Raw genomic sequence first — 26,207 nt, forward strand, 5'->3', positions numbered from 1 at the left:
ATCAGAGATTGGGGCATGATCCTTAATCAGTTTTTAATTATATTTGAGGAACGTTTAAATTTATATTAACCAAATCCCATTTACACACTTTATGGGATACTGTCAATAATAAATAGTTTTTCATAGTAATTTGCTCAGAAAAGGTCGGGATGTTTACATTCCGTCCTTTTTTATGCCTTATTTTCGTCAACTTGAATTAGTATGCAATAACCGGTTTTTTGTGAATATATGCATTCGAATCAATTTGGCTGACAATAAAATCCGCAAGATCGGCACGGCTTATTCTTTTTCCTCCTTTCGGTGTGTGCCTGTCCTGAATTCTGTATTTGCCGGTATATGCTTTATTCGTCAGATAAGTTGGCCGTACACAAATCCATTGAATATCGTCAGTATCATCCAAAATAGTTTCCCAACGGGTTTGGTCGTAATAAACCTTATTGAAATTAGGACGAATGATACGGTTCAGGAAAAAATTATCGGTCGAAGGATCACTCATGTCAATCAGTCCTGCAGTGATGGTAATCAATTTTTTTATTTTGGTTATTCTCATTGCTGCAAGGATATTCCGGCCTCCTTCGGAATAGATCTCTGTATAATTGTTGTTCGTTCCGGTTCCCAGTGCTGAAATAACCAAATCACAGCCTTTAAAATGTTCTTTCAGTTTTTCAGGCTCAAACACACCTCCTGTTATAAGTTCAACCTGCCCTTCCTCTATTTGTCCAAGTTCTTTTAGGTCTAGATTTGTAGGATTTCGCACTAATGCTTTGACATTATAATTTTCTTTAATCAATCTTTTAAGTACTTCACGTCCGGTGCTTCCTGTGGCACCCAGTAAGAATATTTTCATCTCATCATGATTTTTATGTTCTTAATCTTACGCAAAGATAGAGATGAAGAAAATTAAATACTTTTAATAATCAAATCAAAAACCGGACAAACCGTGTATTATTTGATTTTTGAATACTGATGGTGTTTGACCTGTGATTTTCTTAAACAGACGGGAGAAATAGGACGGGTCATCAATCCCAACATCATAGCAAATCTCACTAATATCCTTGCTGGAACTGAACATAAGGAGTTGACTTTGAAGAATAATAATATTCTGGATAATTTGTTTACTGCTTTTATTGAAATGAGCTTTCACGCATCTGTTCATGTAATTTTCAGAAACGCCTAATTCTTTGGCATAAAATTTTACATATTTGTGCGTCTTATAATGTTCATTTGCCAGTTGTTTAAACCTAATGGCTATTTCATTTTGTCTTGAAAGTGTCTTTTTGTTCTTAGATAAACCATTCAACTTATAGATCAGTGCCTGTAAAAGTCCGGTTCCCACTTTACGTTTTGGATCGATAGAAGAAATTTCACGGTACAATAAGTCACATAGTGTTTTTAGCCACTGGTTATTATCTGCATTCAGATTGATTAAAGTTTCAATTGCCAACAAATCAGGTAATTCATCATTACTGACCGTTGAAGAAATGACTTTATCTTCCAGGAGAATGAAGAATCCAACTAATTCATCTTTCACTGATTTGATTGAAAAAGCTTCTCCCTCCGGAACATATAAAATGGCGGGCGCCTTAATATTATAGGTTTCAATTCCTACCTGATGGTTAAATTCACCTTTATTCAGATATACAAAAAAATGATAATCAGCCTGAAGAAGCGGTGTAGGAAGTATCAGGTACTTAGAAATAAACTCCAATGGATAAATTTGCAAAGGAGTATTTTGCCATTTGAATCCTGTTGGAAGTTTTTTTATATAGCTCTCGATAAAATTGTTATATGTAGTATTTTGAGTCATTTTATTATCGTTTCTGGTAGAAAAATTCTAACCTATCCTTGGCGCAATTTTAAGCCATGTTTCCTTGGTTAGAAAACTTTCGTCAACCTGATCTTCCAATTCTAAAAAGCGTTTATAAGGAAGCGCGAATGATAGAGTATCCTTATCTACAAGTTTTCGCACTGATAGATCTGTCAGTCCTACAAAACAAGTTGAGCCACCTTTCTCTGCCTCATTAAGAGGTAGCAATATTGTTTGCTGGCATCCTGCGGCAAAGTCTGTTTTTACATTATCCTGAGTCTCCTTATCATAATTGGCGAGCAGTATCAGTGCTGAAAGTTGGTCAGCATTAACCATGAGAATAATTACTTCCGGGATCTCGTCTTCTTTTAATTCCGAAAGGGGCTTAAAGATTATGTACTTATCGGTAACAATTTGTGGTAATCCTGTAGCAAATTTTTCGGCAAGCTCCATATTTTTAAGATAATACTCACCTTCTCTTCCATCCGGGAAACCAGAAGATAACAGATGCTTAATAAAATTCATATCATAACAACCGAAACCTAATCCGACCTGACCGCCCATACAAGGCGTCGTTTTTTTATCAAATACAGCTGTTCTCCCTTTCGCTGCGGCATTTAATAACGAAACGACACATCCCCATCTACCTTCTTTAAACTGTGTGGCACCTTCAGGTTTTATTGTTGAACGAAATACAGCAACCGGATGATATTTTAACATTATCGCATCTGCAATTTTACTTGTCCTAATAAGTCTCATCATGTCTTTTATAAAAAGTATGTAAAATCATGGAATGTAATTTTTTAAGTCGCGCATGGCTATAACCTTGTAACCATGGTCATGCATATATTTCAGATACCCGCTAAAAAGTTCCGGTGAAGTATTCACATGTGGATGAACAATGTCCGGCACACCGTGAATGGTAAATACAATGATATCTCCGGGTTTGGAATTCTTTAGTATATCCATGATCCGGATCTTTGCGTTTTCATCAGATCCGGTAGTGCTGTAGCTCGGGATCAGTAGAAGATTGTCCTGTGCAGGAACAAAATTTCTGCTTCCTCCAATGCGGGCATAGGTATATCCCATATCTTTTAACACGACTTTAGCCAATGAAGCAGTATCATAACCAGGATAAGCAAATGAAACCGGTTTAGGAATATTGTATGCTTTACATTTATCTTCAATATAAGCAATCTGTTCTTCCATTTCACTGCGATGCATGCTGTTCACGTGTTTATGGGTTCTGGTATGATTTCCGATCTCAAATCCCATGTTGTTGAGTTTGCTTATCTGGTTCCAGTTCATATATTGCAATGTGTCTGCAGGTGTACGACGGGGATATTCACAAATAAAAAAGGTTCCGCCAAATCCGTACTGCTTTAATAAAGGGGCAACATATGTATAATGGCTGATAACAGCATCGTCAAAGGTGAGAACGATTATTGGTGCATCAGAACCTGATTCAGACTTTTCTGACTTATTGAATTTACAGGATTGAAAACTAAGCAGAATTAAAAGGAAATACCCGGTTTTTTTGATCATATTCATAATATCAGATTTTTATATTTTCAGAACGTATGACATACAAAAATAAAATCGCTGATGAAATTTGAATGGACATGATCAAAGATAAAGCTAAATCTGTTTTTGAAGTAAAATGAATGGATGAATATTGGATCAATAATTGCCAAATTCTATCGTTTTAAGACATTCGTTTGTAAATTCGGTAAAGTATGGGTTATTTAGTAAAGTGTTTAATTTAATGCAATACAATAACTGAAAGTGAAATATCATATAATAGGTATTAATGGGTTGTATCAATGAAGAGTGCTTTACGTTTTATACTGTGCTTAATCTGGCTATGTTGCAGTGCTGAGAATTTATTTTCGCAGGATCTTTTTTTCGAAGTCGAAAGAGGTACGGATATTTCTCCGAATACATCTATACACGGTATTGCAAAAGATTCCCTTGGATATATCTGGTTTGGAAGTTGGAGTGGATTATACCGGTTTGATGGGAATAAATTTGATGTATTTAATCATATTCAGGGGGATTCATTATCTGTACCTAATAACAGAATCCGTAATTTAATCACAGATGATAACCAACAGCTATGGATTCTAACCTTTGATAACAAATATGTTAAGTACAATTATGGACTAGATTATTTTCGAACGATACCTGACAGTTTAGTCCCTAATAATGTTTCACTCTTACTGAGTTATATTCCCAACCAGTTAAACCGGAATAAAACCATTCATGGTTACGGTTATTATATTTCGGGGAATGTATTCACTTCGTATAATACAGCCACAGGAGATGAACGACAATATCATTCCAATCTTTGGCAACCCGGCGCATTGACAGATGATTATATTACATGTTTTTATATTGATAATCAGAATTTTATATGGTTAGGATCGAGGAGTGGTACTGTGTATAAAGTTAATACAAACAGAAAACCCTTTAATTTATATCATCTGATAAACGAAAATTCAGAACAACCGGTATTAACTTCTGTAAGGTCAATTCTTAAAACAGACAATGAACTTTGGCTTGGAACAAACAACGATGGTATGTTCATTTATAAAAACGGGAAGTTGGATGAGCACCATCCTTATTTCAGATCTAAGAATGAACAGAAACAAATCAGGGCATTACTGGAAGATAAGTATGGCAGAATATGGGTTGGTGGTTTGAAGGGGATTAGTTGTTATGATCCGGAGACCCAAAAAAGTACTGAAATATTGAATAAAACTCTTTTCCCGGATATTTTGGTGAGTTCGGTTTATAGTTTAATCAGTTCCAATGATGGAAATATCTGGGCAGGTTTATACAACGGACTTGTTAGAATTAATGTGGAGAACCATCATCTTAAGTTTTATGATTTCTCGGGGGAAATTGATAACCATAGTGTTATGAGCCTGGTTGAAGACCAGTTTCATAATTTATGGATCGCTACTGAAGGTGCCGGTATTGTTGTGTTATGTCCTGACAGCATTGGGAACTATCACAAAGTTAAACACATAGATAATACGAATGAAGTAGGGGAAAGGCTAACGGGTAATCTGGTGTATACCTTATATGAGGATCAGCAAGGGGAAATCTGGGCCGGAACATCAGAAGCCTTAAACAGAATTGATCCTGAGAATTATTCTGTTACATCCTATGAGATGAGGGATGGATTGCAGGATCAATACATCTCGGCTATTACAGGAGACGAAAATGGTAACATATGGATAGCGCATAAAAAAGGGATTTCAAAATTTGATCTCAGTACTTCAAAGATTTATAATTATTCGCTTCAGGAAAATAATATGAGCTGGGTTTTTCTGGATGGCGCATGTTATAACGATACAGTGAATAGCACCATATTTTTTGGGTCCAGAGAAGGGTATGTTTCTTTTAATCCGGATCTGATCAATTCGGACGATTATCAGCCTGTATTGTTGTTTTCAAAACTATACGTGTCTGGAATTGAGGTTAAACCCGGAAAATCAATTAATAATCAGGTCATATTAAATAAGGTACTGATTAATACCAAAAAATTAATTCTTAATAACAATAACCGAAGTTTCTCAATTGCTTTGGTAGATTTAAATTATGAGAATAAAAATGGAGATGTGATCTTCTATAAACTGGAAGGTTTTGACGAAGATTATGTGCAGACCAAACACAATATAATACCTTATTCAAAAATACCATCTGGCAATTATACACTGTTAGCTTATGTAGCGACCTCTGATGGGATCATTTCTGATAGCATACACCTGTTTATTCGCATCATGCCTCCCTGGTATGCCACAAGGGTAGCTTATGTCATTTATGTATTATTATTGTTAGGCGTTATATATATGGCTTACAGGATTATTATTTCCCGCGAACGCCTGAAAAGCCAATTGCTGATTGAAAAACTGAATCTGGAAAAACAGGAAGAGATAAATAAAGAGAAGATTGATTTTTTTACCAATGTATCACATGAATTAAAAACACCACTAACCTTAATTGTAGATCCTATCAAACAGTTGAAAAACAGACATCTGTCATCAGATAATAAGGCACTTTATCTGGAACTTATTGAACGTAATGTAACGCATCTTTCGAATCTTATCAATCAGCTGTTGGACTTCAGAAAATCAGAAACCAGAAAAATTTTACCGGATTATACCCTCGAAAATGGGATTAGTATTGTCAGGGAGAGCGTGTTGTCATTTAGTATGATGGCTATGAACAGAAAAATAGATTTGGTTTTCAATTCAGAAATTGAAGAGTTAATAGGATATTATGATAGAGAAAGACTTGAAAAAATATTGCTAAATCTGATATCCAATGCGTTTAAATATACGCCTGACGGTGGTAGAATAGAGGTGTTATTTAGTTTTAGGAAAGATCAGAATAGGTATTTTGTTGTAATTAAAGATAGTGGTGTTGGCATAAAAAGAGAAGCGCTTAAAACGATTTTTGAGCCTTTTAATAATGAAGGGACAAAGCCTTTCTATGGCTATTCATCAGGTATGGGGCTGACAATAACCAGAAATTATGTTGATATTCTGGGGGGAACTATTAAAATTGAGAGCGACAAAAATAAAGGAACAATTGTCAGCTTAAGTTTTCCTTATAATGAACCTGAAACAGGATTATCTGGAATGCAGAACCATAACCTGAATAATACATCAGAAACGGAAGATTTGAATTCAACCGGACCTTCAGTTCTAATTGTTGAAGATAATCCGGATGTGTTATCTTATCTTGCCGCAGAACTTGGAGATACATACACACTGCTTTCGGAGAATAATGGAGAAGATGGGTTGAAAAGTGCTGTTCAGAATATACCTGATATGATCATTTCTGATGTAATGATGCCCAAAATGGATGGCATAGCCATGTGTAACCTGGTTAAGACTAATGCAAAAACAAGCCATATTCCTGTTATATTATTAACTGCAAAAGGGACAAATGAAGATCAGATTATTGGATTGAAGAGTGGCGCAGACCTTTATATTCAAAAACCCTTTAATGTAGAAGTATTAAAAGCCCAGATCAAGAGTACACTGGGAAACAGGCAAAAAATGCAGAAGCAACTGGCAGGTGCAAAGTTCATGGGTGATATTATGAATCAAAATATTGATCAGGATAACGCATTTCTAAATAAATCTATTGACTTTGTAAAGAGGAATATTGAAAATGTTAACTTCAATACAGAAGAACTTGCAAAGTTACTTGAAATAAGTCCCCGGCAGCTTTATCGCAAACTTAAGGCTGTAACGGGAAGTACAGTACAGGAGTTCATTGTTCGTATAAGAATGGAGCGGGCATCAGAACTCTTACTAACAACCGGAATGACAATTTCTGAGATAGCTTATAAAGTCGGTTTCACAGAACCTTCAAATTTTTCCAGAACATTCTCCAGGCATTTTGGAAGCAGCCCTTCAAAATACAGATCAGGTAAAAAATAATCAATTTTTTACCATTAGAAAATGGTAGGTCTTTGATTAAATTTTAATCGTTTTACTTATACTGTAATTTGGATATTAACAATCAACCGGTTTAAATCATAAATTTGTCATAATATGATATGTCATGGCATATACTGATAAATAATACTTTGTCGTGCTGTATTATTTTAGACGAATAAATTTTAAAATACATTATGAATAATACTAAGAAATTGATTTTCATAGCGGTGAGTATGCTTATATTGTTTATGCCTTTTCAAGCAGATGCTCAGCGAAAGATGGAAAAACTAGGCAGGGGAACGGTTGCGATCAGGAAAAATTCTTCGTCGGTTTTTATTAGCTGGAGAATACTGGGTACGGAATTCAGTAATGGTACCAGATATAATCTGTATCGTGATAATACATTAATTGCTTCGGATTTGAATGTGTCTAACTATACAGATAACAACACATCTACCAGTAAATATGCAGTTGCGCCTGTTGTTGATGGAGTAGAGCAGGAAAAGTCACCTGAGGTTGGAATTCATGGTAACCAGGTTTTTGAGGTTCCTATTGAATATCTTGGAGATTATTTTGTACATCTAGCCTGGGTTGGTGATCTGGATGGAGATGGAGAATATGAGTTTGTTGTGGATAGAATTCCCAATATTGCTGATGCAACCTGTAAAGTGGAAGCCTATGAAAAAGATGGAACACGACTTTGGCAGGTAGATATGGGGCCACTCAGCCTGAATCGTGATGGCATAGAAGGAGGAGCTGCCGTAATCAGCAACGGGATGTGGGATGGTGTAACGGTATATGATCTTGATATGGACGGCAAAGCTGAGGTCGTTATAAAATCGGCTAATGGTACAATTTTTGGAGACGGATCAACATTAAGTTATACAAACGATATACAAAACTTTTTATCTGTTGTGGACGGTATGACAGGGAGTGAAAAATCAAGAATTGCACTTCCAACAGATTATATGTCTGACGGCCCTCTACAGACACAGTTAAATATTGCGTACCTCGATGGAGTTCATCCTTCGGTAGTCGTTAAGGCAAAAAACAGAAGAGATGATGGTGCGTTTAACCTCCTTGTCAGTGCATATGATTATAACGGTGAGATTACACAACGCTGGAAGTGGTTAAGAGGTAATTACAGTGCTCCCGAATTTCACCAGCAGCGTATCGTTGATGTGGATCTGGACGGTAAGGATGAAATTTGTGATGGTGGATATGTCCTTGATGATAATGGAACACCATTATATTCGTTGGGATATCAGGGAATTGTACATGGTGACCGTTTTCATATTGGTGATTTCGACCCGGATCGACCTGGATTGGAAGGTTATGGAATCCAACAGGATAATCCAAGTGGGCTGGCCTGGTATTATTATGATGCCAGCGATGGAACTTTTTTGCAAACGCAATACAGAGCATCTATTGGAGATTATGCCCGGGGTAATGTAGCAGATATTGATCCAAGGCATCCCGGGTTTGAAATGTGGACTTTTACGGATGGTATTTATAATGTTCAGGATGGTAGAATTACCAGTGTGATTACCGGATCTTATCCCAATCTCCGGTTATGGTGGGACGGTGATCTGCAAAGTGAAATGCTGGATGGTGTTAAATTCCTGAAATGGAATTATGTGGGTAACTATGAGGAGCGAATACTGACTGCAAGCGACTGGGGAGCCGTATATACATGGCGTAACGTTCCGGTTTTGTATGGTGATATAATGGGAGACTGGCGTGAAGAGGTCGTTTATGAGAAGTCAGATCACAGGGCATTGCAGATATTTAATACGACGGACCCCACCAGTCAACGAATTTATACCCTGGCACATAATCCCGAATACCGGCTTTGCATGACGACTAAAGGCTATTACCAGTCTGCTCAATTGGATTATTATCTGGGTAATGATATGACCACTCCACCAATACCTGCTATGCAGCGTGCAAAAGCTGTATGGACAGGAATTAGTTCACAAACGTGGAATACAACTGATAACAATTGGGATGTGAACAATATCCAATCTACATATGAAGCAAACGATTCCGTTTTATTTGGTATTGAAGGAACCGGACATACCCATGTTGTTATAAATGATGTTATTGCCCCTGCTATTAATTATGTTATTTCTCCTGTAGACTATGAGTTTTCGGGAACCGGTGATCTGGCTGGTGATGGCGATTTGATCAAATCGGGATACAGTACTTTAACACTTGGCATTAGGGGATCATATACAGGTAAAACCAGTGTTGAACAAGGAACGCTGGTTGTTAATAATGAAATTAGCGAGAGTGAGGTAAACGTATTAGGGGGTGCAACTCTTGCTGGAAATGGAACAATCTATAAGACATGTTCGTTTGAAAAGCGGTCTGTGATAGCACCGGGTAATCCTGGTGAAGCAGGTTCTTTAACTTTTAAGGATGATTTGGTATTAACGGCGGGAATGATTCTTGCGTTTGATCTTACAGATGATTCAACCAGTTTGGTTAAGCCAGGTGATAAAATAATATGTGATAGTGGTGTTGTTGTTAATAAGATCCTGATCAGGATCAATAATCTGGACGAGGTGATTAAACCGGGACTATATACACTGATTGAATATGGCACTGTATTTTCCGGTAATTTATCAGATATAACCATTGAGGGTTTGTTTGGACGGAAGTATTTTGTAAAGGACACATTAAATTCCATTGCATTGGAAATAATAGGAACACGTGATCCTTCAACCATTGTATGGGAAGGCTCAGATTTTAACTGGGATCTGCAAAATAATGATAACTGGTTGCTTTATGGAAATAAAACTCAGTTCGTTGCAGGTGATAGTGTTGTGTTTGATGAAACAGGAAAATCCCAAACAGCTGTATTGTTAGATGGAGAATTACCTGTGGGAAAGTTAACCGTAAATGGAAAAGTAAGTTACCGTATTCTAGGCGATGGTGTTATTGGGGGAGTGGGTGATGTTGTTGTAAACGAACAAAGTACATTGCAACTTTATGGATCATCAAATACATATACAGGTAAAACTATCATTAATGGAGGTACTTTATTTGTTGAAAGTTTTGATCTGGCAGGTAAGTCAAGTGCTGTGGGAGCAAATCCATCGGTAGCACCTGAAGCGTTTGTGCTGAACGATGCAGTATTAAATTATAGGTCAGTAAAAAACAATTACACCGATAAGGGGATGATGATAAGTGGACAATCTGATACTATTCATATATATTATGAGCAGTCCACCTTATCCACTAGCGGACTTTTAAAGGGATCCGGAGCACTTGTTAAGAAAGGGCCGGGAACGTTGTATCTCATGGATAACAGTAATAGTTATACCGGTGGAACTGTGATCGAGGAAGGTGCTATTCAGCTTAATGATCCCGGAAGTGGACAGAATGTAAGAGCACTTGGTACCGGATTAATTACGTTTAAAGGAGGTGTTTTAAAAATGGGCAATACCCGTGATTATACCGATTTCAATTCAAACATTTTTGTGCCGGAAGACTATGAAGGTACGCTTGAAGCAGATATGAGATGTAATTTTGGAGGAAAACTTACAGGTAAGGGAACTTTAAATATTGTGCTTCCCGGAGATATTGATCGAACTATATTCCGGGGAGACTGGTCTGACTTTCAGGGGACAGTTCATGTTGAGGGTGTATCACCTTTACGTTTAAGTGGAAGCGCAGGTTATGGAAATATGACCTTTGATCTGGCATCCGGGATGACCATGTATTACAGTACAGGGACAAGCAGTGGGGATAATATTGCACAAACGGTACATGTTGGAAGCGTGACAGGTGCATCGGATTCTTACCTGAGAACTGAAAACTGGGTGATCGGAGAAAAAAATGATACAACAGTTTTTGATGGAGTAATTCAGGGAAATTCTCTTACAAAAGCAGGAACAGGAATGCTTATCCTTACTAATTCAAGTACATATTCAGGTGGGACGACAGTAAATTCAGGCTTATTATACATAAATAATACTACTGGAAGTGCAACGGGATCAGGCACTGTAAATATAAATTCGGGAGGTATGCTTGACGGAACAGGTATAATTAATGGTAGAGTTGTAGTAAATAATGGAGGTGTGCTTTCTCCCGGATGGAAATATGGCACATTGACGATCAATAATAATGTAACCCTGAACGCCGGTGCGACTCTTTTGGTTGATGTAAATACCAATGGCAATACATGCGATAAGATTCTGACCAATGGCAAAACTGTCAGTCTCGGTGGTACACTTCAAATGAATAAACTTACCTCTGATGCTTATCAGGAAGGAGATAGCTTTGAACTCTTTGCTAATTCAACCGTAGCAGGCTCATTCAGTGTTATTGAACCGTCTGTCCCCGGCCCTGGTTTGGCATGGGATGTATCACTGTTGAATGACCAGGGGATTATAAAAGTGATGAAATCTACGCCACTTCAGGATGTGAGCAACGATCAGATCAGTCTTTATCCTAATCCGGTTAAGGATCTTTTAATCATTGATATTGCCGGTGGCGTAAGTCCCGATATTATCACGGTTAAATCACTTTCGGGTAAGGTTTTATACAATACTATACCTACCGGTAAAAATGAATTGGATATGTCTGCGTTAGCGCCGGGTATATATATTGTTGAGATCAAAGCAACTGATAGGGTTGTGACATATAAGGTTTGTAAAGAATAACCTTGTTTTAAAGAATACCTTTAGGTTTAATTAAAAAGAAAAATAATGCGCATAAAAAAGACGATAAGTGTAGTTACTGTTTTAGTGGCAGCCGTTTTTGCATTGCACGCTGAAGTAACAAGACATAAATATAATTTTAATTCAGGGTGGAAATTGTTGGTTGGTGATACACCTGAGGCCTCTGCATTGAAATTTGATGATTCGGAATGGAAAGAGATAACTCTGCCATACGCATGGAATGAAAGTGAGGCATTTATGAAAGATATCGCGAAGCTTTCTACGGGGATTGCATGGTATAGAAAGACCTTTGTTTTACCGGAGAATGATAAAAATCCAAAAGTATTTCTGGAATTTGAAGGGGTGAGACAGGGTGGTGAGTTCTATGTAAACGGAACGTTGGTCGGACTTCATGAAAATGGTATTACGGCAGTTGGGCTGGATGTATCAGATCTGGTTAAACCTTACCCTGCGAAAAATGTAGTCGCGGTAAGAACAGATAACAGTTGGGACTATAGAGAACGGTTCTACAATCAGCGATATCAGTGGAATGACAGAAACTTTAATGCCAATTACGGCGGAATACCTAAAAACGTTTACCTGTACACTACGAGAAATGTCTATCAGACATTACCTTTATATAAAACTTTGGGAACAACTGGAGTCTATGTTTATGCAACGGATATGGACATCAAAGGCAAAAAGGCCGAAATCCATGTTGATTCTGAAGTTAAAAATGAAAGTAATACCGCTGTTGTTGCCAGGCTGGCAATAACTGTTAAGGACCTTAAAGGCAATGAGGTGGCGAGATTTGATGGTATACCGGGCCTTGTTTCTCCAAATGGAGTTGCCGAGTTAAAGGCTTCAAAAGAACTGACTAATCTGGAATTCTGGAGTTGGGGATACGGGTATTTGTATACGGTTGTCTCTGAGTTGATTGTTGATGATCGGGTTGTGGATGAGGTTCCGGTTCGCACCGGATTTAGAAAGACTGCCTTTAAAGATGGTATGGTTTATTTGAATGACAGGGTCATTATGATGAAAGGTTATGCGCAGCGAACCAGCAATGAATGGCCGGGTGTAGGAATGTCTGTTCCGCCTTGGTTAAGCGACTACAGTAATAAACTGATGATTGAATCAAATGGGAATTTTGTGCGTTGGATGCACATTACACCATGGAAACAGGATGTGGAGTCATGTGATCGTGTTGGTTTAATTCAGGTGATGCCGGCCGGAGATTCGGAAAGAGACGTAACAGGGCGTCGCTGGGAACAACGTTGTGAGGTTATGCGGGATGCCATTATTTATAACCGTAATAACCCGAGCATTTTGTTTTATGAAGGAGGAAACGAGAATATTAGTGAAGCGCATATGGCGGAATTAAAGGTCATAAGAGATACTTATGATCCTTATGGCGGCCGTGCTATCGGTAGCCGTGAGATGTTGGATAGCAAAGAAGCAGAGTATGGAGGGGAGATGTTGTATATTAATAAAAGTGCAGGAAAGCCTCTGTTTGCTACAGAATATTCCCGTGATGAAGGATTGCGAAAATATTGGGATGAATACACGCCACCTTATCACAAGGAAGGTTCTGGAGGTACGCATGCTCATAATGTAAGCGGAAGTAAAGTAACAGATGCATCACCCTATAACCATAACCGGGATGCACATGCCATTGAGAATGTCAGACGCTGGTATGATTATTATATTCAAAGACCCGGAACAGGAACACGGGTAAGCAGCGGAGGTGCGAAAATAATATTTTCAGATACCAATACGCATTACCGTGGCGAGCAGAATTACCGTAGGAGCGGGGAAGTGGATCCTATGCGGATACCTAAGGATAACTTTTTTGCCCAACAGGTGATGTGGGCAGGATGGGTAGATATTGAAAAATATTTGACCCATATTATAGGACACTGGAATTACACTGATAAAACCGTAAAGGATGTTTATGTGGTTTCGTCCGGTGACAAAGTGGAACTGTTTGTTAATGGAAAATCTCAGGGGTTCGGCAATAATTCATACCGCTTCCTTTATACTTTCCCAAATATAAAATATGAAGCCGGAGAAATAAAGGCCGTATCTTTTAAAGAGGGTAAAGTTGTTTCTGAAGATGTTATCAAGACTGCAGGAGCACCGTTTGCATTAAAGCTTACTACCATGGAATCACCGGTTGGTTTCAAAGCGGATGGCGCAGACCTGGCAATGGTGCAGGTAGAGGTGGTTGATAAAGACGGACACCGTTGTCCGACCGCATTGAATATGATACAGTTTGAACTGAGTGGAAATGCGGAGTGGATTGGCGGTATTGCTACAGGTCCTGAGGGAAATTACGTTGGAGAAACAACATTGCCTGTAGAGTGTGGCGTAAACAGAGTCCTGATCAGATCTACTACCAAAGCAGGCAAAATAAAACTTAAGGCTACTTCAGATGGTCTAAACGCTGCTAAAGTCAGTCTTGTTACTGTTCCGGCGGAGGTACAAAACGGATTGTCTGAACAATTTGTTGCGGAAGGCTTGCCATGTAATCTTGAACAAGGTCCTACGCCTCTAACACCTTCTTATACCGTCACCCGTAAATCTATACCTGTTGCTTCAGCTATTGCCGGAGCCAATTCGGATAAAGCTTATATGAGTTATGATGACAATGAAATGTCAGAATGGACAAATGATGGTAAAATGTCCACCGGTTGGATTATGTATAAACTGGATACGATAGCTGAAATTGATGAGGTATCACTAAAAATGACCGGGTGGAGGAGAAGGACATATCCGATCGATATTTTTGTGGATGACAAAAAAGTGTGGTCTGGTGAAACGGCGCGTAGTCTGGGTTACATTCTTATTCCGGTTGAACCAACGGAAGGAAAGACTGTAACAATAAAACTTACCGGTGCCGGTATAGAAGCTGATATGTTTCAGAATATGATAGAAGTGAGTGGAAAAGTGGAACTGGATGGTTTCCGGGATCCGGAAGATATGGATACGAAAGGTCAACTGAGAATTGTAGAAGCTGAATTTTTTAAAAACGTAAAACCGTCGTTAAAAAATTGAACGATATTTTTAGGTTGGATAAGGGATGTCTTTTGGGTAGACATCCCTTTTTATTTAAGTATACTCTGAGTTTAACCAAATCTGCAATTTATTTTATATTGTTGTATTGATATGGGTTTGCAGAATAAAAAGTAGTTTAAATTTGTTCCTATGGCTGCATCAGATGATTTTTATTTTTGTAAAGAAGAACCGAATAAGAGCTGCCTGCTGGCTTTACGAAGTATTATTCTGGAACAGGATAGCAGAATAACAGAAACTGTGAAATATGGAATGCCTTGCTTTTGTTTTAAAAACAAAGCATGCTGTTATCTGTGGGAAGACAGGAATGATAATTTACCCTACATTCTTATGGTGGAAGGCAAATATTTAAATTTCCCGGGACTGGAAGCGGAAAATCGTTCCAGGATGAAAATACTTAAAGTTAATCCTATGGAGGACATTCCTATTGATGAAATAGAAACGCTATTACTGGCTGCACTGGACCTGTATCGCAATGGCATAATTCATGTTAAATAATCTGTAAATTATTGCACATATCATTATTTTATATCCATAAAATCAACATGATTTGTAGAAATTCTGAAACTTTTTTGTAAGATTGTTGATATTCTATTAATAAAATAAACATATTTTAACATTTTGAGTATTTGTATGAAATCCTTTATTTAAAGGATATTCGGTTTTAATATTAAAATAATATTAATTTAAATGTTAAATAATTTGTTTTTAATATCAATACAGTGTAAATTTGAGGTATTAAAGTTAAAGTAATTAGGTTATACAGTTTTTATAAAGGAAATTTAGATGCTTACAATGTTCTTTGCAATATTTATCTTAACTCAATTCAGAGCAGGAAGGCGGGTTGTTAGAGCGATGATAGAACAAAAGGCCGGAACTGTTAATATTAAGTTTTTTGATAAGTATTTCCAGGAATAGAGCACTAGATTTCCTTATGAATTTGAACTTCACAGGGGTTTTTCATAATACATCAATTTTGGGGTTAAAGGGATACGGTTGCCAGATCGGTCCCTTTAAATTTTTTATATAAATACCCTGAAACGAACGAAAACCGGGATCTTCTTGTTACGTGCTTTAATCCAGGAGTTTACCAATTAAATCTTTACGGTTCATTCGGGAGAGTTCATTTCGCAGAGCAGTACGGTACTCTTTCTTATACCAGAAGAAAAAGCTACGTTGTTTCAGTTTGTCTTTTTTGTTTTTGGCAATGGTTACCGGTTTTCCCGTATACGGATCAATTCCTGAATAATACATAACCGTGGCGAGTGTCATTGGCGTTGGTGTAAAATCCTGAACCTGTTCCAGTTTAAATCCCTGTGTTTTTGTTTTTACAGCAAGGTCGGCCATGTGTTCAGCCTCACAACCAGGATGGCTTGATATAAAGTAAGGTATCAGCTGCTGGTTCATCCCTGTTTCCTGATTGATTTTGTCGAAATATTTTTTCAGACTATAAAATAGTTTATAGCTCGGTTTACGCATCATTTTTAGTACTTCATCCTCCGTATGTTCCGGTGCAACTTTCAGCCTTCCGGAAACATGTTTCGTAATCAGGTCCTTCAGGTAAATTTCCTTGTCCGGTGACAGCGGAAGGTGGTTATGTGGATTTAAAAGAAGGTCGTACCTTATTCCGCTTCCAACAAAACTTTTTTTTACACCTTCCAGGCTGTCCACTTCGTTGTAAACTTCAAGCATAGGTGTGTGATCTGTATCAAGATTATCACAAACTATGGGATAAATACAGGATGGTCTGGCACATCTTTTACACATATCAAGTTCCTTCCCCTGCATCTGGTACATATTGGCCGATGGTCCGCCGAGGTCAGAAACATAGCCTTTAAAATCTGCCATTTCTGTTAGTTGCTTTACCTCATCGATGATGGATTTTTTGCTTCGGCTTACCACAAATTTTCCCTGATGGGCCGAAATGGTACAAAAGCTGCATCCTCCAAAACAACCACGGTGCATATTCACCGAAAATTTAATCATCTCGTATGCCGGAATATGTTTATCCCTGTATTTGGGATGCGGCATTCGGGTGTATGGCAGTGCATGAACTTTATCAAGCTCTTTTGAGTCCATAGGAGGGAATGGTGGATTGATTACAACCACGCCGTTGCCGGTTGGCTGCAACAAGCGCCGTGCAAACCATTTATTGGATTCTCGTTCAATAATGGCAAAATTCCTGGCATATGCCGTTTTATCCTCCATGCATATTTCATGGGACGCAAGCGTAATATCTTCCCAGTTTTTATTTTTGGGCAGATGATCCGGATCAGCTATAAATGCTGTTTGCTCAATGGTTTTAATGGATTCAAACGGCACCCCTCTTTCCAAAAGTCTGACAAGTTCTTTAAGCGCAGTTTCACCCATGCCGTAGATTAGAAGGTCGGCTTTGCTGCTTTCCAGAATTGAGGGCATCAATTGGTCCTGCCAGTAGTCATAATGCGTCACTCTGCGCAAAGAGGCTTCCACACCACCAATTAGAACCGGCACGTCAGGAAATAAATCTTTCAGAATATTGCTGTAGACTGTTGTTGCATAATCAGGTCTGGCACCGGCACGTCCATCTGCAGTGTAAGCATCATTCGACCTCAATCGTTTGTTGGCAGTATAATGGTTTACCATGGAATCCATACAGCCGGCAGTTACGCCAAAAAATAGTCTGGGTTTTCCAAGTTTTTTGAAATCTCGAAGATCATCGCGCCAGTTGGGTTGTGGCACAAGAGCCACTTTCAGGTTCATTGATTCCAGTAAACGCCCAATAACGGCATGCCCGAACGAGGGATGATCGATATAGGCATCACCGGAAAAAAGAATTACATCAGCCTGGTCCCATCCTCTGAGTTCCATCTCTTTCTTTGTCGTAGGGAGCCAGTCTGTTAAATTATAGTTTTTGGTTGTTGACATATCAGAATTTTTCTACCTGTAGTTTTTTGTGTTTGCGCAAGTAGCTGTTGATAATCTGCTGAATATCTCTGTTATCGGGGTATGTATTAATAACATCTTTCAGATCGGAAAGTTGAGAAAACTGTGTGGTTTCATCAAAAAAACCAAAGCCAAGATAAGTGCCGTTCTCCACCCAAACAACAGACTTTTCCTCAGGATTTCTTCCTTCTCCCAGTATGGCCATATTGGGAGAATCGTATTTTAATATTTTCAGTAGTTCTTCTACCCTTAAATTGTAGCTATAAGCAAATTCCTGGCCGATGCAGGCGCCATGGCATTCATGTACCTGATAATTGAAACAGGCACCCTGTGTTTCATACATCCCGCACAATTTCTGGCATAACTGGTATTTTTTGATCCAACGGTTCAGCCTGTTTTTTCCTTCCTCAAGCGATGAGAATGTCGTTAATGGTTCCTTTTTAATTTTCTGATCTGTTTTTTCGATACTCAGGTTCAGATAGCCATTTGTATCTTCAAAGAGAAAAAGTCCGTACCTCATTAATGTCCTGCGCTGGGCTCTGTTGTACAACGGTTTGCTCTGTTTTATTTCGTGCGATTCCTTAAGTAGTGCAATCAGTTCGCTGCCGGTAAGTTCAAAATCAATATTGGCTATTTCTGATGCCATCTTTCCTGATTTGGCAGTATTTCCGTTATTCAGATGTGTTAAAACTCTGCCGCGAATATTTTTGCTTTTTCCGATATAAATCAGATCGTTATTCTGATTGTATAAATAATATACGCCGCATGCTTCAGGAAGGTTTTTAACCAGTTCAAAGTTTAAAGAAGGATTCAGAATTTTGGGATCTATCAAATCGCTTTCAGATTTGGGTAATATCCCATTGTTCTGCTGAACCAAAATACTGAAAAGGAGAGCTGTGGCATACGCATCACCACCGGCCCGGTGCCTTCCGTTGATGGCTATGTTCAGATCTGAACATAAATTTCCAAGGCTGTATGATGTGTGTCCGGGAAGTAACTTGCGGGACAGTTTTACGGTGCAGAGTGTGTCTTTCTGGTAATGAAATCCCAGCTGGGCAAATTCATTCTTTACAAAACGGTAGTCAAATGCCACGTTGTGAGCTACAAAGATGCAGTCTTTCGTAAATTCCACAATATCCTTCGCAACCTCATAAAAGCATGGTGCATCAGCTACCATTTCGTTTGAAATACCGGTGAGTTGTGTGATATAATATGGAATATTCCGCTCAGGATTTACAAGCGTTGAATATTCATCCACAACAGCTTTCCCGTTATGTTTGTAAATGGCTATTTCTGTTATCTTGTCCTTTTGCGCGCTTCCACCCGTGGTCTCTATATCTACAATGGCATACATCGGGTCAAAAATAGTAAAAGATTAATGGAAACAGATATTAGTGAAATCAGAATTCAACACTTTCCAACATTCTTTGTTCTATTATCAAGACTTGCAATTCGGTACAAATCAATATAGTCAGATTTTTATATATTTGTGCCTCATACATTAATTCAAGAAAAAAATTAGAAATGGAGAAAATTAAAGTTGCCAATCCCGTTGTTGAGCTTGACGGAGATGAAATGACCCGCGTTATCTGGAAATTTATCAAGGAAAAACTCATTTTACCTTATCTTGATCTTGATATTGAATATTACGATCTAAGCGTTCAGAAACGAGACGAAACAGATGATCAGATAACTGTTGATGCAGCCGAAGCCATAAAAAAATATCATGTTGGTATTAAGTGTGCTACCATTACTCCCGATGAAAAGCGTGTGGAGGAATTCGGATTGAAACACATGTGGCGTTCTCCAAACGGAACAATCCGTAATATTTTAGGTGGAACTGTATTTCGTGAACCAATCATGATTAAAAATGTACCGCGTTTGGTCCCGGGGTGGAAGAAACCAATATGTATTGGTCGTCATGCTTTCGGTGATCAGTATCGTGCAACCGACTTTGTAACCAAGGGAAAAGGGACACTAACGATTACGTTTGAAAGTGAAAACGGAGAAAAGCAGGAACATAAAGTTTATGATTTTGAAGGTGATGGCATTGCAATGGCCATGTATAATACAGATGAATCGATCCGTGGTTTTGCACACAGTTGTTTTCAGCAGGCTATCAATAAAAAATGGCCTTTATACCTGAGCACAAAAAATACCATCCTGAAAAAATACGATGGTCGGTTCAAGGATATTTTTGAAGAAATTTACCAGAAGGATTATAAAGCTGAAATGGATGCAATAGGCATCACCTATGAACATCGTTTGATTGACGATATGGTGGCTGCTGCGTTGAAGTGGGATGGTGGTTTTGTATGGGCCTGTAAAAATTACGATGGCGATGTGCAGAGCGATACGTTGGCACAGGGGTTTGGTTCTTTAGGCTTAATGACATCAGTTTTGGTAACACCGGATGGAAAAACAATGGAAGCTGAAGCTGCACATGGTACAGTAACCCGACATTTCAGAATGCATCAGAAAGGAAAACCAACATCAACAAACCCGATTGCATCAATTTTTGCATGGACCCGTGGTTTGGCATTCCGTGGAAAACTGGACGAAAATCAGGCGCTGATTGATTTTGCAAATGCACTGGAAGATGTTTGTGTGGAAACCGTTGAAAGTGGCCACATGACGAAGGATCTTGCGTTGTGTATTTATGGTTCAGACTTAAATGAAAGTCATTATTTAAATACAGAGGACTTTTTGGAAGCGTTGGATCAAAACCTGCAGAAAAAATTGAATAAATAGTTAAATGTAAATTGATAGTGAAGGGCTGGACGTTTTGTTCAGCCTTTTTTTTACATTTGTGTTGACCCGGGATGAAAAGTATTACTGTCCATATATTCGTTTTTCTTGCGTTTACCATAATGGTTAATGCACAGGATATGGATTCAGTAAAGGTTAAGCGTAATAACTATATTGCTGTGAACCTTTTAAATTCACATCTTTGGGCTCACTATCCCGAACTTGAAAGGATTGCTGGTTTTCATCATGTGCTGGAAGTCAGATATTTTTATAAAACCAATGGAGACAGATACTGGCACTGGGCTTACGATTATCCTAAAATTGGAGTAGGGTTAAATGCAGGGCAGTTTACATCGCCTGAAATTGGTAAAACACTCGCAGGTTACTTTTTCGGTACTTTCCCGATATATCAATTTAAGAATTTTAAAATAGAATGGGATGTAGCTACCGGCTTGGGTTGGGTGGAGAATATTTACGATCCGGTTACCAATCCGAATAATATTGGTGTGAGCACGCACCTGAATGCATACCTTGATTTTAACCTGAATACTTCTTTTAAGATTAGTGAAAGATTTAACGGGTATGTTGGTGCTGGTATTTCTCATTTTTCAAACGGAGCCGGGAAAAAGCCGAATATGGGACTGAATATGTTGGGCGTCAGAACTGGTGTGACTTACAGACTTGAGGCAGAAAAGGTTCAACTGAAGGAAAGAGCAGATTATCCGGAAATTAATAAAAAGTGGGGACTGGATGTCCGCTATGGTGCAGGCAGTTTGGGGATTAGTGACCATGATGAAACATATCTCGCTCAGAATCTTCAGATCCTGGTTGCAAAAAGATTTACAAAACGTCACCGGCTGGGAATTGCATTTGACCTGATTAAAGACAACTCCCTGAAATGGAAACAATATTTGCTGGATGGTCAACATTCAGATCTTTTGGGACCTTTTGCCAGAACACTGGAAGGTGAAAAAATTTCGCTGTATCAGGGTGGAATACTTGTGAGCAGTGAATTTATTTTACGACACTTATCTCTGGTTACCCAGTTTGGCTACATGGCTTTTTTAACGTATGATTCCTTACCTGTTTACGAACGGTTTGGAGTGCGATATAGATTGATTAAAGGAATGTTTATTGATATGTCGTTACGTGCGCAGGGCAACAAAGCCAAGGAAATTACCTGGGGAATTGGTTATTCCATAAACCGCGGGCTTGATTAGTTTTACCTGCCACAGATATTCTTAAAATCGCAATATTCACAGTTTTTCAGATCATCAGTTTGGGCAAATGATAATTCCGGGTCAAAAATCCGTTCGATTGCTGCTTTAAGGCCTTCTTCATACTGATCTTTTACTTCTGAGTCATAACTTATAACATCTCCGTTTGAAGTGAATATTTGTGGAGATAATGCTGATTTTCCAAACAACTTACGGATTGGTATGATGCCAGGATGTATTTCTGATGTATTTCCGTTTTCTGTGCTGTAAAGCATGGCATAAAACAGTGTCTGAAAAATTGCTTTCTGATCCGGGTTCAGGGCTTTTTCACGGTCAAACAGTGCGTCGATATCCTTTAATATAATCTGGTTTTTTGTGTTGACATTAATGGTTCCCGATTTGTAATCAATGATACGGCTAATGCCATCTTTTTCATCCACCCTGTCAATCTTCCCAAATAAGTTCACCTTGCTGCCATCTTTGAGAACCAGGCTGTGTTGTACCTGCTTTTCTCCTTCAATATATTTGAAAGGGCAGCTGTTCATATCGTATTCCAGCAGTTTTGTGGTGTACTTTATCAGTACTTTCACATAAATCAGCAGCTTTCCTTTTATTCTGGAAGTATCTGAAATTGATTCGTTCTTAAAGAAGTTTCGGGCAAAACAAAGCTTTACAGTGGCTTCAATTTGTGATTTATTTTTCAGGATATCGGCTATATCGGTTCTGTCTATCATCTTCCCTGAAAAAGGCTGGTAAAGCGTTTCCATGATATCATGAAATACGTTCCCAAAGATTCTTGCATCAATATCATCCTGAATATCGTCCTGTTCCCTGATGCGTTCAACATACGCCAGATAGAATTTTAAACCACAATCCAGAAACGCATTCAGACTGCTGGCCGATAATGCTGAACTGCCGGATTTAAACCGTTCCAGTGCCTGTAGAACTTCTTCTTTTTTTTGAATGGTTATGGTTCTCATCGTACTGAGAGATACTTCGTAATTTACGGTTCGCTCAGTAACCGGAATATCCATCAGGTATTTAAGTTGGTAAATATAGCGGCTTGGCTCACCGGTATTAACACCCTGCGATGATGAGTCGTATATAAGATGGACGTTCTTAGCCCTGTAAATTAACCGGTAAAAATAATAGGCATACATGGCATCCTGCTCCTCTACGGTTGGCAGCCCGAAACCTTTTCGCAGGTTAAAAGGAATAAATGAAGTGCCGTGAGAAGTAGAAGGAAGAAATCCCTCATTGGCTGACAGGATGATGAGATTTTCAAATTCAAGGTTACGTGTTTCAAGAATACCCATCAACTGAAGTCCTTTTAATGGTTCTCCTTCAAAAGGCAGGGTTATGTTATCTGCAATACGTTTTACCAGTTTAAAGATAAGATCCCTTCCCGGCAGAACGGTTTCGGCTGAACCAAAAAGGTCGCCGGCCCGGATCAAGCGGGTATAAACTGCAAATAACATTTCTTTTTCAGCATCAATAACTGGTTCTGTTTCTTCGTCCTTCTGATCAGAATTCAGCCTTAACAGGATCATTTCAAATATCCGTATCAGGTAGTTGATCACTTCCTTCCCGTTTTCAACAGGTGTGAAAATAAGTTTTAAAACCGGATCATCTTTAAAAAATGTGGAAGGTACATAGTACAGGTTTTGATCCTTCATCACATTCCTTAGTTCGCTGATATGAGGTGCAACGCGCTGCAGAATATTGTTGGAGAGCAATTGCAGTACGAGTTTGAAATGATAGTTGGGCACCCCTTTCTGGTACCTTACGCGTTGTTGCAGGTTGGTAATCTGACCTAGTAATGCTGAAACCTGGCTGTTCTTCACAGGGTAACCCATGGTAATATTCAGATCCTGAACGTTAGACGGGATTTTATTCAGCATAGTTTGCAACAGGCTTTCATCCGCCATAACCACAGCAGTGTTCAGGCCCGGTATATCGTTTTGTTGTTCCAGTATTTTACCAGCAACGGTTGCCTGTGCCGACGAGGATGAAACGGCAATAACCTCAAGGTTCAGGCCAGGGTTTTGTTTGGCAGGTTCATCGAATACACCCGGGAAACGCTTCAGTTGTTTTTTTAGAAAGAATCCGGCACTGGTAGTATCCGAAGTGATCATTTCGCGCGTGTAATCCCAGAAAAACCTTGCTTTCCCTGTTTTCTGTAAGACAGTAAAAATCTGATCTTCAGCTTTGGTTAATGCGTTAAAACCTACAAATCCCACATATTTAAACGGCAGTTTTTCCGGTTCAACCGCGAAGACATTTTCAACGGCATCGCGGTAGAGCATTCCTTTGGTGCCCAGGTTCCGGCTTTTCAGGTTCATTCGGAATGCCTGATATACCGGGTAGAGTTTTTCCCAGGTTTGTAAAAATTCTTTGGTTCCCGGTTTTTTCGATCTGAAAAGTTCTTCCCAGAAATGCCTGATGCGTTCTTCTTCCTCTGTAGCCTGATCCATAAAATACTGGTCAATTTCTTTCAGGTTCAGAAGATTGGTGTAAAGCTGTTTGGCGTCAACCAGGTATTTGTCAATGTCATCAAAATCGTTGATCAGCATTTCGCCCCAGAAGTAGAAGTCATCAAATGTATCTTCGCTTCCGGTTGCCTGCTGGTGTACCTTGTAAAGGTTAAACAATGCACCCAGCTGATCTATTTCCTCAAGACCGGTAAATTCGGCGATAAATTCATCAATGGAAAAAGATGGAGGAACGAAAACCGGATCGTCTGTTAACTGTGAAAGCCATGTTTTAAAGAAGAGACTGGTTCGCTTATTGGGGAATACCAGCCAGTAGCTATGCAGTTCTTCTTTATGATGTTCTATTAAATGCCGGGCAACCTGTTGCAGAAATAATTCCATGTTACTTTTCAAAAAACTGTTTGTAATGTTCGTAACGCTCCATGATGCTTTTTACATAGTTGAAAGTCTCTATGCCCCTGCAGTAACCATGTTCAACCACCGGATCGGTGTAATATTTTTTTTCACTTTTCAGAATAATCATTTCGCTTACATTGTCGTCCCATTTATTGGGGTCTTTGCCATATTTCGCCGCCAGCTTTCGCGCGTCACCAACATGACCCGGACCAACATTATAGGATGCCAGTGTAAATTTAATATGATCCATACTGTCTATATCATTATCGAAAATAGTATAGAGCCATTTCAGGTGTTGGACGCCGGCTTCTATATTCTGATCCGGTTCCCAAAGGTCATAATCTCCATACATGCCCGCCGTTTCCGGCATAATTTGCATGAGTCCTACAGCACCCATCCAGGATTCAGCCCAGGGGTCAAACCTGGATTCCTGATAAACCTGTGCTGCCAGCAGGCGCCAGTCCCAGTGCAGTTCTTTGGCCGCTTTCTTAAATAAATCGTCGTATGGAGAAATGGATGTTCCGGAATGGGAGAAAAAGTCGCTGGATGCCATTTGTTTATAACGTGACCTGTTCTTGTAGTACTTATTATACAGAATGTTATAATAACTTGTATTTTTTATGGATTCAAGCCAGGAATTCAATTCAGCAATCAACTTTGGCGATGATTTTCGCGTAGCCCATGCAAGTCGTTGTGGAAAACTTATTTTTAATCGGGTATCAAGGTTGTCGTAGCCCGAATTGGCAAGATCTGCAATTGTTTTATCTGCTACCGTGTAAGGTATTTCTCCTTCTGCAACTTTTGAAATCAGTTCTTCGGTGGTAAAGTCCTGATTCACCACGTGAATATTTATGGTATCACCCAGTTCGCTCATCAGGTTCACCAACCTTGAGTAATAAGGTGATCCGCGTTTTACATATACGTCTTTTCCAATTAAATCCACAACATTTGTCACAAGCTGTTTATCTATATTATCCCTGGTCATATTACGCCAGTTATCCGGTAGGCGCTGTACCAAAACCTGTTCTGTATATTGAAGTGGTACGGTAAATGCAGCTTCCTTTTTCCTGGAATTGGTAACAGTCAGAGCATAAGCAACCAGGTCAACTTCATTATTGTTTAGATAACTGAATATGCTGTCCATATCACGGATTACAACCATGCGAAGGTTAACACCAAGGTGTTCGGTAAATTTTTTCAGCAATTCGTATTCATAACCCATTGCCTGGCCTTTGTATATAAAATAGGAAGTGCTGCTAAATGCGGTGAGAGCTACTAATGTGTCTCTTTTTAGTATCTGAGGAAGATCAATAGTGTCCTTTACGTTCTTTTGGGCTTTATGCTTTGAGGTGTGGTCATGACATCCTGAAATTGTCACAAGAATAGCCAGAAGCAATATGTATGATAGCTTTCTCAAACAA

14 protein-coding genes are annotated in these 26,207 nt (G+C 38.8%); 6 read left to right on the top strand and 8 right to left on the bottom strand.

Going from position 1 to position 26,207, the window contains the following annotated elements; genetic code table 11:
- Nucleotides 1-196 precede the first annotated feature (196 nt).
- From ACE01N_RS17980 to ACE01N_RS17995, 4 genes are all read right to left on the bottom strand, one after another.
- On the bottom strand, nt 197-847 hold the full coding sequence (locus ACE01N_RS17980; RefSeq protein ID WP_380592001.1) for an NAD(P)-dependent oxidoreductase: 651 nt from the start codon (nt 845-847) through the stop codon (nt 197-199).
- Nucleotides 848-922: 75 nt separating this feature from the next.
- Nucleotides 923-1,807 carry a helix-turn-helix domain-containing protein gene (locus tag ACE01N_RS17985; RefSeq protein ID WP_380592003.1) on the bottom strand — a complete coding sequence of 295 codons (885 nt, stop codon included), beginning with the start codon at nt 1,805-1,807 and terminating at the stop codon, nt 923-925.
- Nucleotides 1,808-1,834: 27 nt separating this feature from the next.
- Nucleotides 1,835-2,569, bottom strand: coding sequence for a DUF169 domain-containing protein (locus tag ACE01N_RS17990; RefSeq protein ID WP_380592005.1), 735 nt, complete (start codon nt 2,567-2,569; stop codon nt 1,835-1,837).
- A gap of 24 nt (nt 2,570-2,593) precedes the next feature.
- On the bottom strand, nt 2,594-3,358 hold the full coding sequence (locus ACE01N_RS17995; protein ID WP_380592007.1) for a polysaccharide deacetylase family protein: 765 nt from the start codon (nt 3,356-3,358) through the stop codon (nt 2,594-2,596).
- A 272-nt stretch (nt 3,359-3,630) separates the two neighbouring features.
- Here ACE01N_RS17995 and ACE01N_RS18000 point away from each other — a divergent pair, with 272 nt between their 5' ends.
- The 4 genes from ACE01N_RS18000 to ACE01N_RS18015 all read left to right on the top strand — a co-directional run bounded on the left by ACE01N_RS18000 (nt 3,631) and on the right by ACE01N_RS18015 (nt 15,506).
- Entirely contained in the window at nt 3,631-7,266 is a 3,636-nt protein-coding gene (locus ACE01N_RS18000; RefSeq protein WP_380592009.1) for a hybrid sensor histidine kinase/response regulator transcription factor, read from the top strand.
- A 194-nt stretch (nt 7,267-7,460) separates the two neighbouring features.
- A complete protein-coding gene (locus ACE01N_RS18005; protein WP_380592011.1) occupies nt 7,461-11,936 on the top strand; it encodes a rhamnogalacturonan lyase family protein in 4,476 nt (1,491 codons plus the stop codon).
- Between the two features lie 45 nt (nt 11,937-11,981).
- Nucleotides 11,982-14,990: a glycoside hydrolase family 2 protein gene (locus tag ACE01N_RS18010; RefSeq protein WP_380592013.1), complete on the top strand. Its 3,009-nt coding sequence runs from the start codon at nt 11,982-11,984 to the stop codon at nt 14,988-14,990.
- Nucleotides 14,991-15,140: 150 nt separating this feature from the next.
- On the top strand, nt 15,141-15,506 hold the full coding sequence (locus ACE01N_RS18015) for a DUF1801 domain-containing protein (protein WP_380592015.1): 366 nt from the start codon (nt 15,141-15,143) through the stop codon (nt 15,504-15,506).
- Between the two features lie 576 nt (nt 15,507-16,082).
- Here ACE01N_RS18015 and ACE01N_RS18020 read toward each other — a convergent pair.
- Together ACE01N_RS18020 and ACE01N_RS18025 are read right to left on the bottom strand one after the other, a co-directional pair.
- Complete coding sequence (locus ACE01N_RS18020) at nt 16,083-17,915, bottom strand: YgiQ family radical SAM protein (protein ID WP_380592017.1); 1,833 nt, start codon at nt 17,913-17,915, stop codon at nt 16,083-16,085.
- Nucleotide 17,916: 1 nt separating this feature from the next.
- Nucleotides 17,917-19,287 carry an exonuclease domain-containing protein gene (locus tag ACE01N_RS18025; protein WP_380592019.1) on the bottom strand — a complete coding sequence of 457 codons (1,371 nt, stop codon included), beginning with the start codon at nt 19,285-19,287 and terminating at the stop codon, nt 17,917-17,919.
- A gap of 170 nt (nt 19,288-19,457) precedes the next feature.
- Between ACE01N_RS18025 and ACE01N_RS18030 the strand changes: the two genes are divergently transcribed.
- Together ACE01N_RS18030 and ACE01N_RS18035 are read left to right on the top strand one after the other, a co-directional pair.
- Entirely contained in the window at nt 19,458-20,684 is a 1,227-nt protein-coding gene (locus ACE01N_RS18030) for an isocitrate dehydrogenase (NADP(+)) (RefSeq protein WP_380592021.1), read from the top strand.
- Nucleotides 20,685-20,821: 137 nt separating this feature from the next.
- Complete coding sequence (locus tag ACE01N_RS18035; protein ID WP_380592023.1) at nt 20,822-21,901, top strand: acyloxyacyl hydrolase; 1,080 nt, start codon at nt 20,822-20,824, stop codon at nt 21,899-21,901.
- A gap of 2 nt (nt 21,902-21,903) precedes the next feature.
- Here ACE01N_RS18035 and ACE01N_RS18040 read toward each other — a convergent pair whose 3' ends face one another.
- Nucleotides 21,904-24,771: a PD-(D/E)XK nuclease family protein gene (locus ACE01N_RS18040; protein WP_380592025.1), complete on the bottom strand. Its 2,868-nt coding sequence runs from the start codon at nt 24,769-24,771 to the stop codon at nt 21,904-21,906.
- 1 nt (nt 24,772) lies between these two features.
- Nucleotides 24,773-26,203, bottom strand: coding sequence for an MltF family protein (locus ACE01N_RS18045; protein ID WP_380592027.1), 1,431 nt, complete (start codon nt 26,201-26,203; stop codon nt 24,773-24,775).
- Nucleotides 26,204-26,207 lie beyond the last annotated feature (4 nt).

The sequence above is a fragment of the Quyinboa ferrireducens genome (assembly GCF_042436675.1).
Classification (GTDB): Bacteria; Bacteroidota; Bacteroidia; order Bacteroidales; family UBA5342; genus JBHJHP01.

Bases quoted from the DNA above. Each gene is read 5' to 3' on its own strand.
- ACE01N_RS17980 (WP_380592001.1), bottom strand. From the start codon at position 847: ATGAAAATATTCTTACTGGGTGCCACAGGAAGCACCGGACGTGAAGTA.
- ACE01N_RS17985 (WP_380592003.1), bottom strand. From the start codon at position 1,807: ATGACTCAAAATACTACATATAACAATTTTATCGAGAGCTATATAAAA.
- ACE01N_RS17990 (WP_380592005.1), bottom strand. From the start codon at position 2,569: ATGATGAGACTTATTAGGACAAGTAAAATTGCAGATGCGATAATGTTA.
- ACE01N_RS17995 (WP_380592007.1), bottom strand. From the start codon at position 3,358: ATGAATATGATCAAAAAAACCGGGTATTTCCTTTTAATTCTGCTTAGT.
- ACE01N_RS18000 (WP_380592009.1), top strand. From the start codon at position 3,631: ATGAAGAGTGCTTTACGTTTTATACTGTGCTTAATCTGGCTATGTTGC.
- ACE01N_RS18005 (WP_380592011.1), top strand. From the start codon at position 7,461: ATGAATAATACTAAGAAATTGATTTTCATAGCGGTGAGTATGCTTATA.
- ACE01N_RS18010 (WP_380592013.1), top strand. From the start codon at position 11,982: ATGCGCATAAAAAAGACGATAAGTGTAGTTACTGTTTTAGTGGCAGCC.
- ACE01N_RS18015 (WP_380592015.1), top strand. From the start codon at position 15,141: ATGGCTGCATCAGATGATTTTTATTTTTGTAAAGAAGAACCGAATAAG.
- ACE01N_RS18020 (WP_380592017.1), bottom strand. From the start codon at position 17,915: ATGTCAACAACCAAAAACTATAATTTAACAGACTGGCTCCCTACGACA.
- ACE01N_RS18025 (WP_380592019.1), bottom strand. From the start codon at position 19,287: ATGTATGCCATTGTAGATATAGAGACCACGGGTGGAAGCGCGCAAAAG.
- ACE01N_RS18030 (WP_380592021.1), top strand. From the start codon at position 19,458: ATGGAGAAAATTAAAGTTGCCAATCCCGTTGTTGAGCTTGACGGAGAT.
- ACE01N_RS18035 (WP_380592023.1), top strand. From the start codon at position 20,822: ATGGATTCAGTAAAGGTTAAGCGTAATAACTATATTGCTGTGAACCTT.
- ACE01N_RS18040 (WP_380592025.1), bottom strand. From the start codon at position 24,771: ATGGAATTATTTCTGCAACAGGTTGCCCGGCATTTAATAGAACATCAT.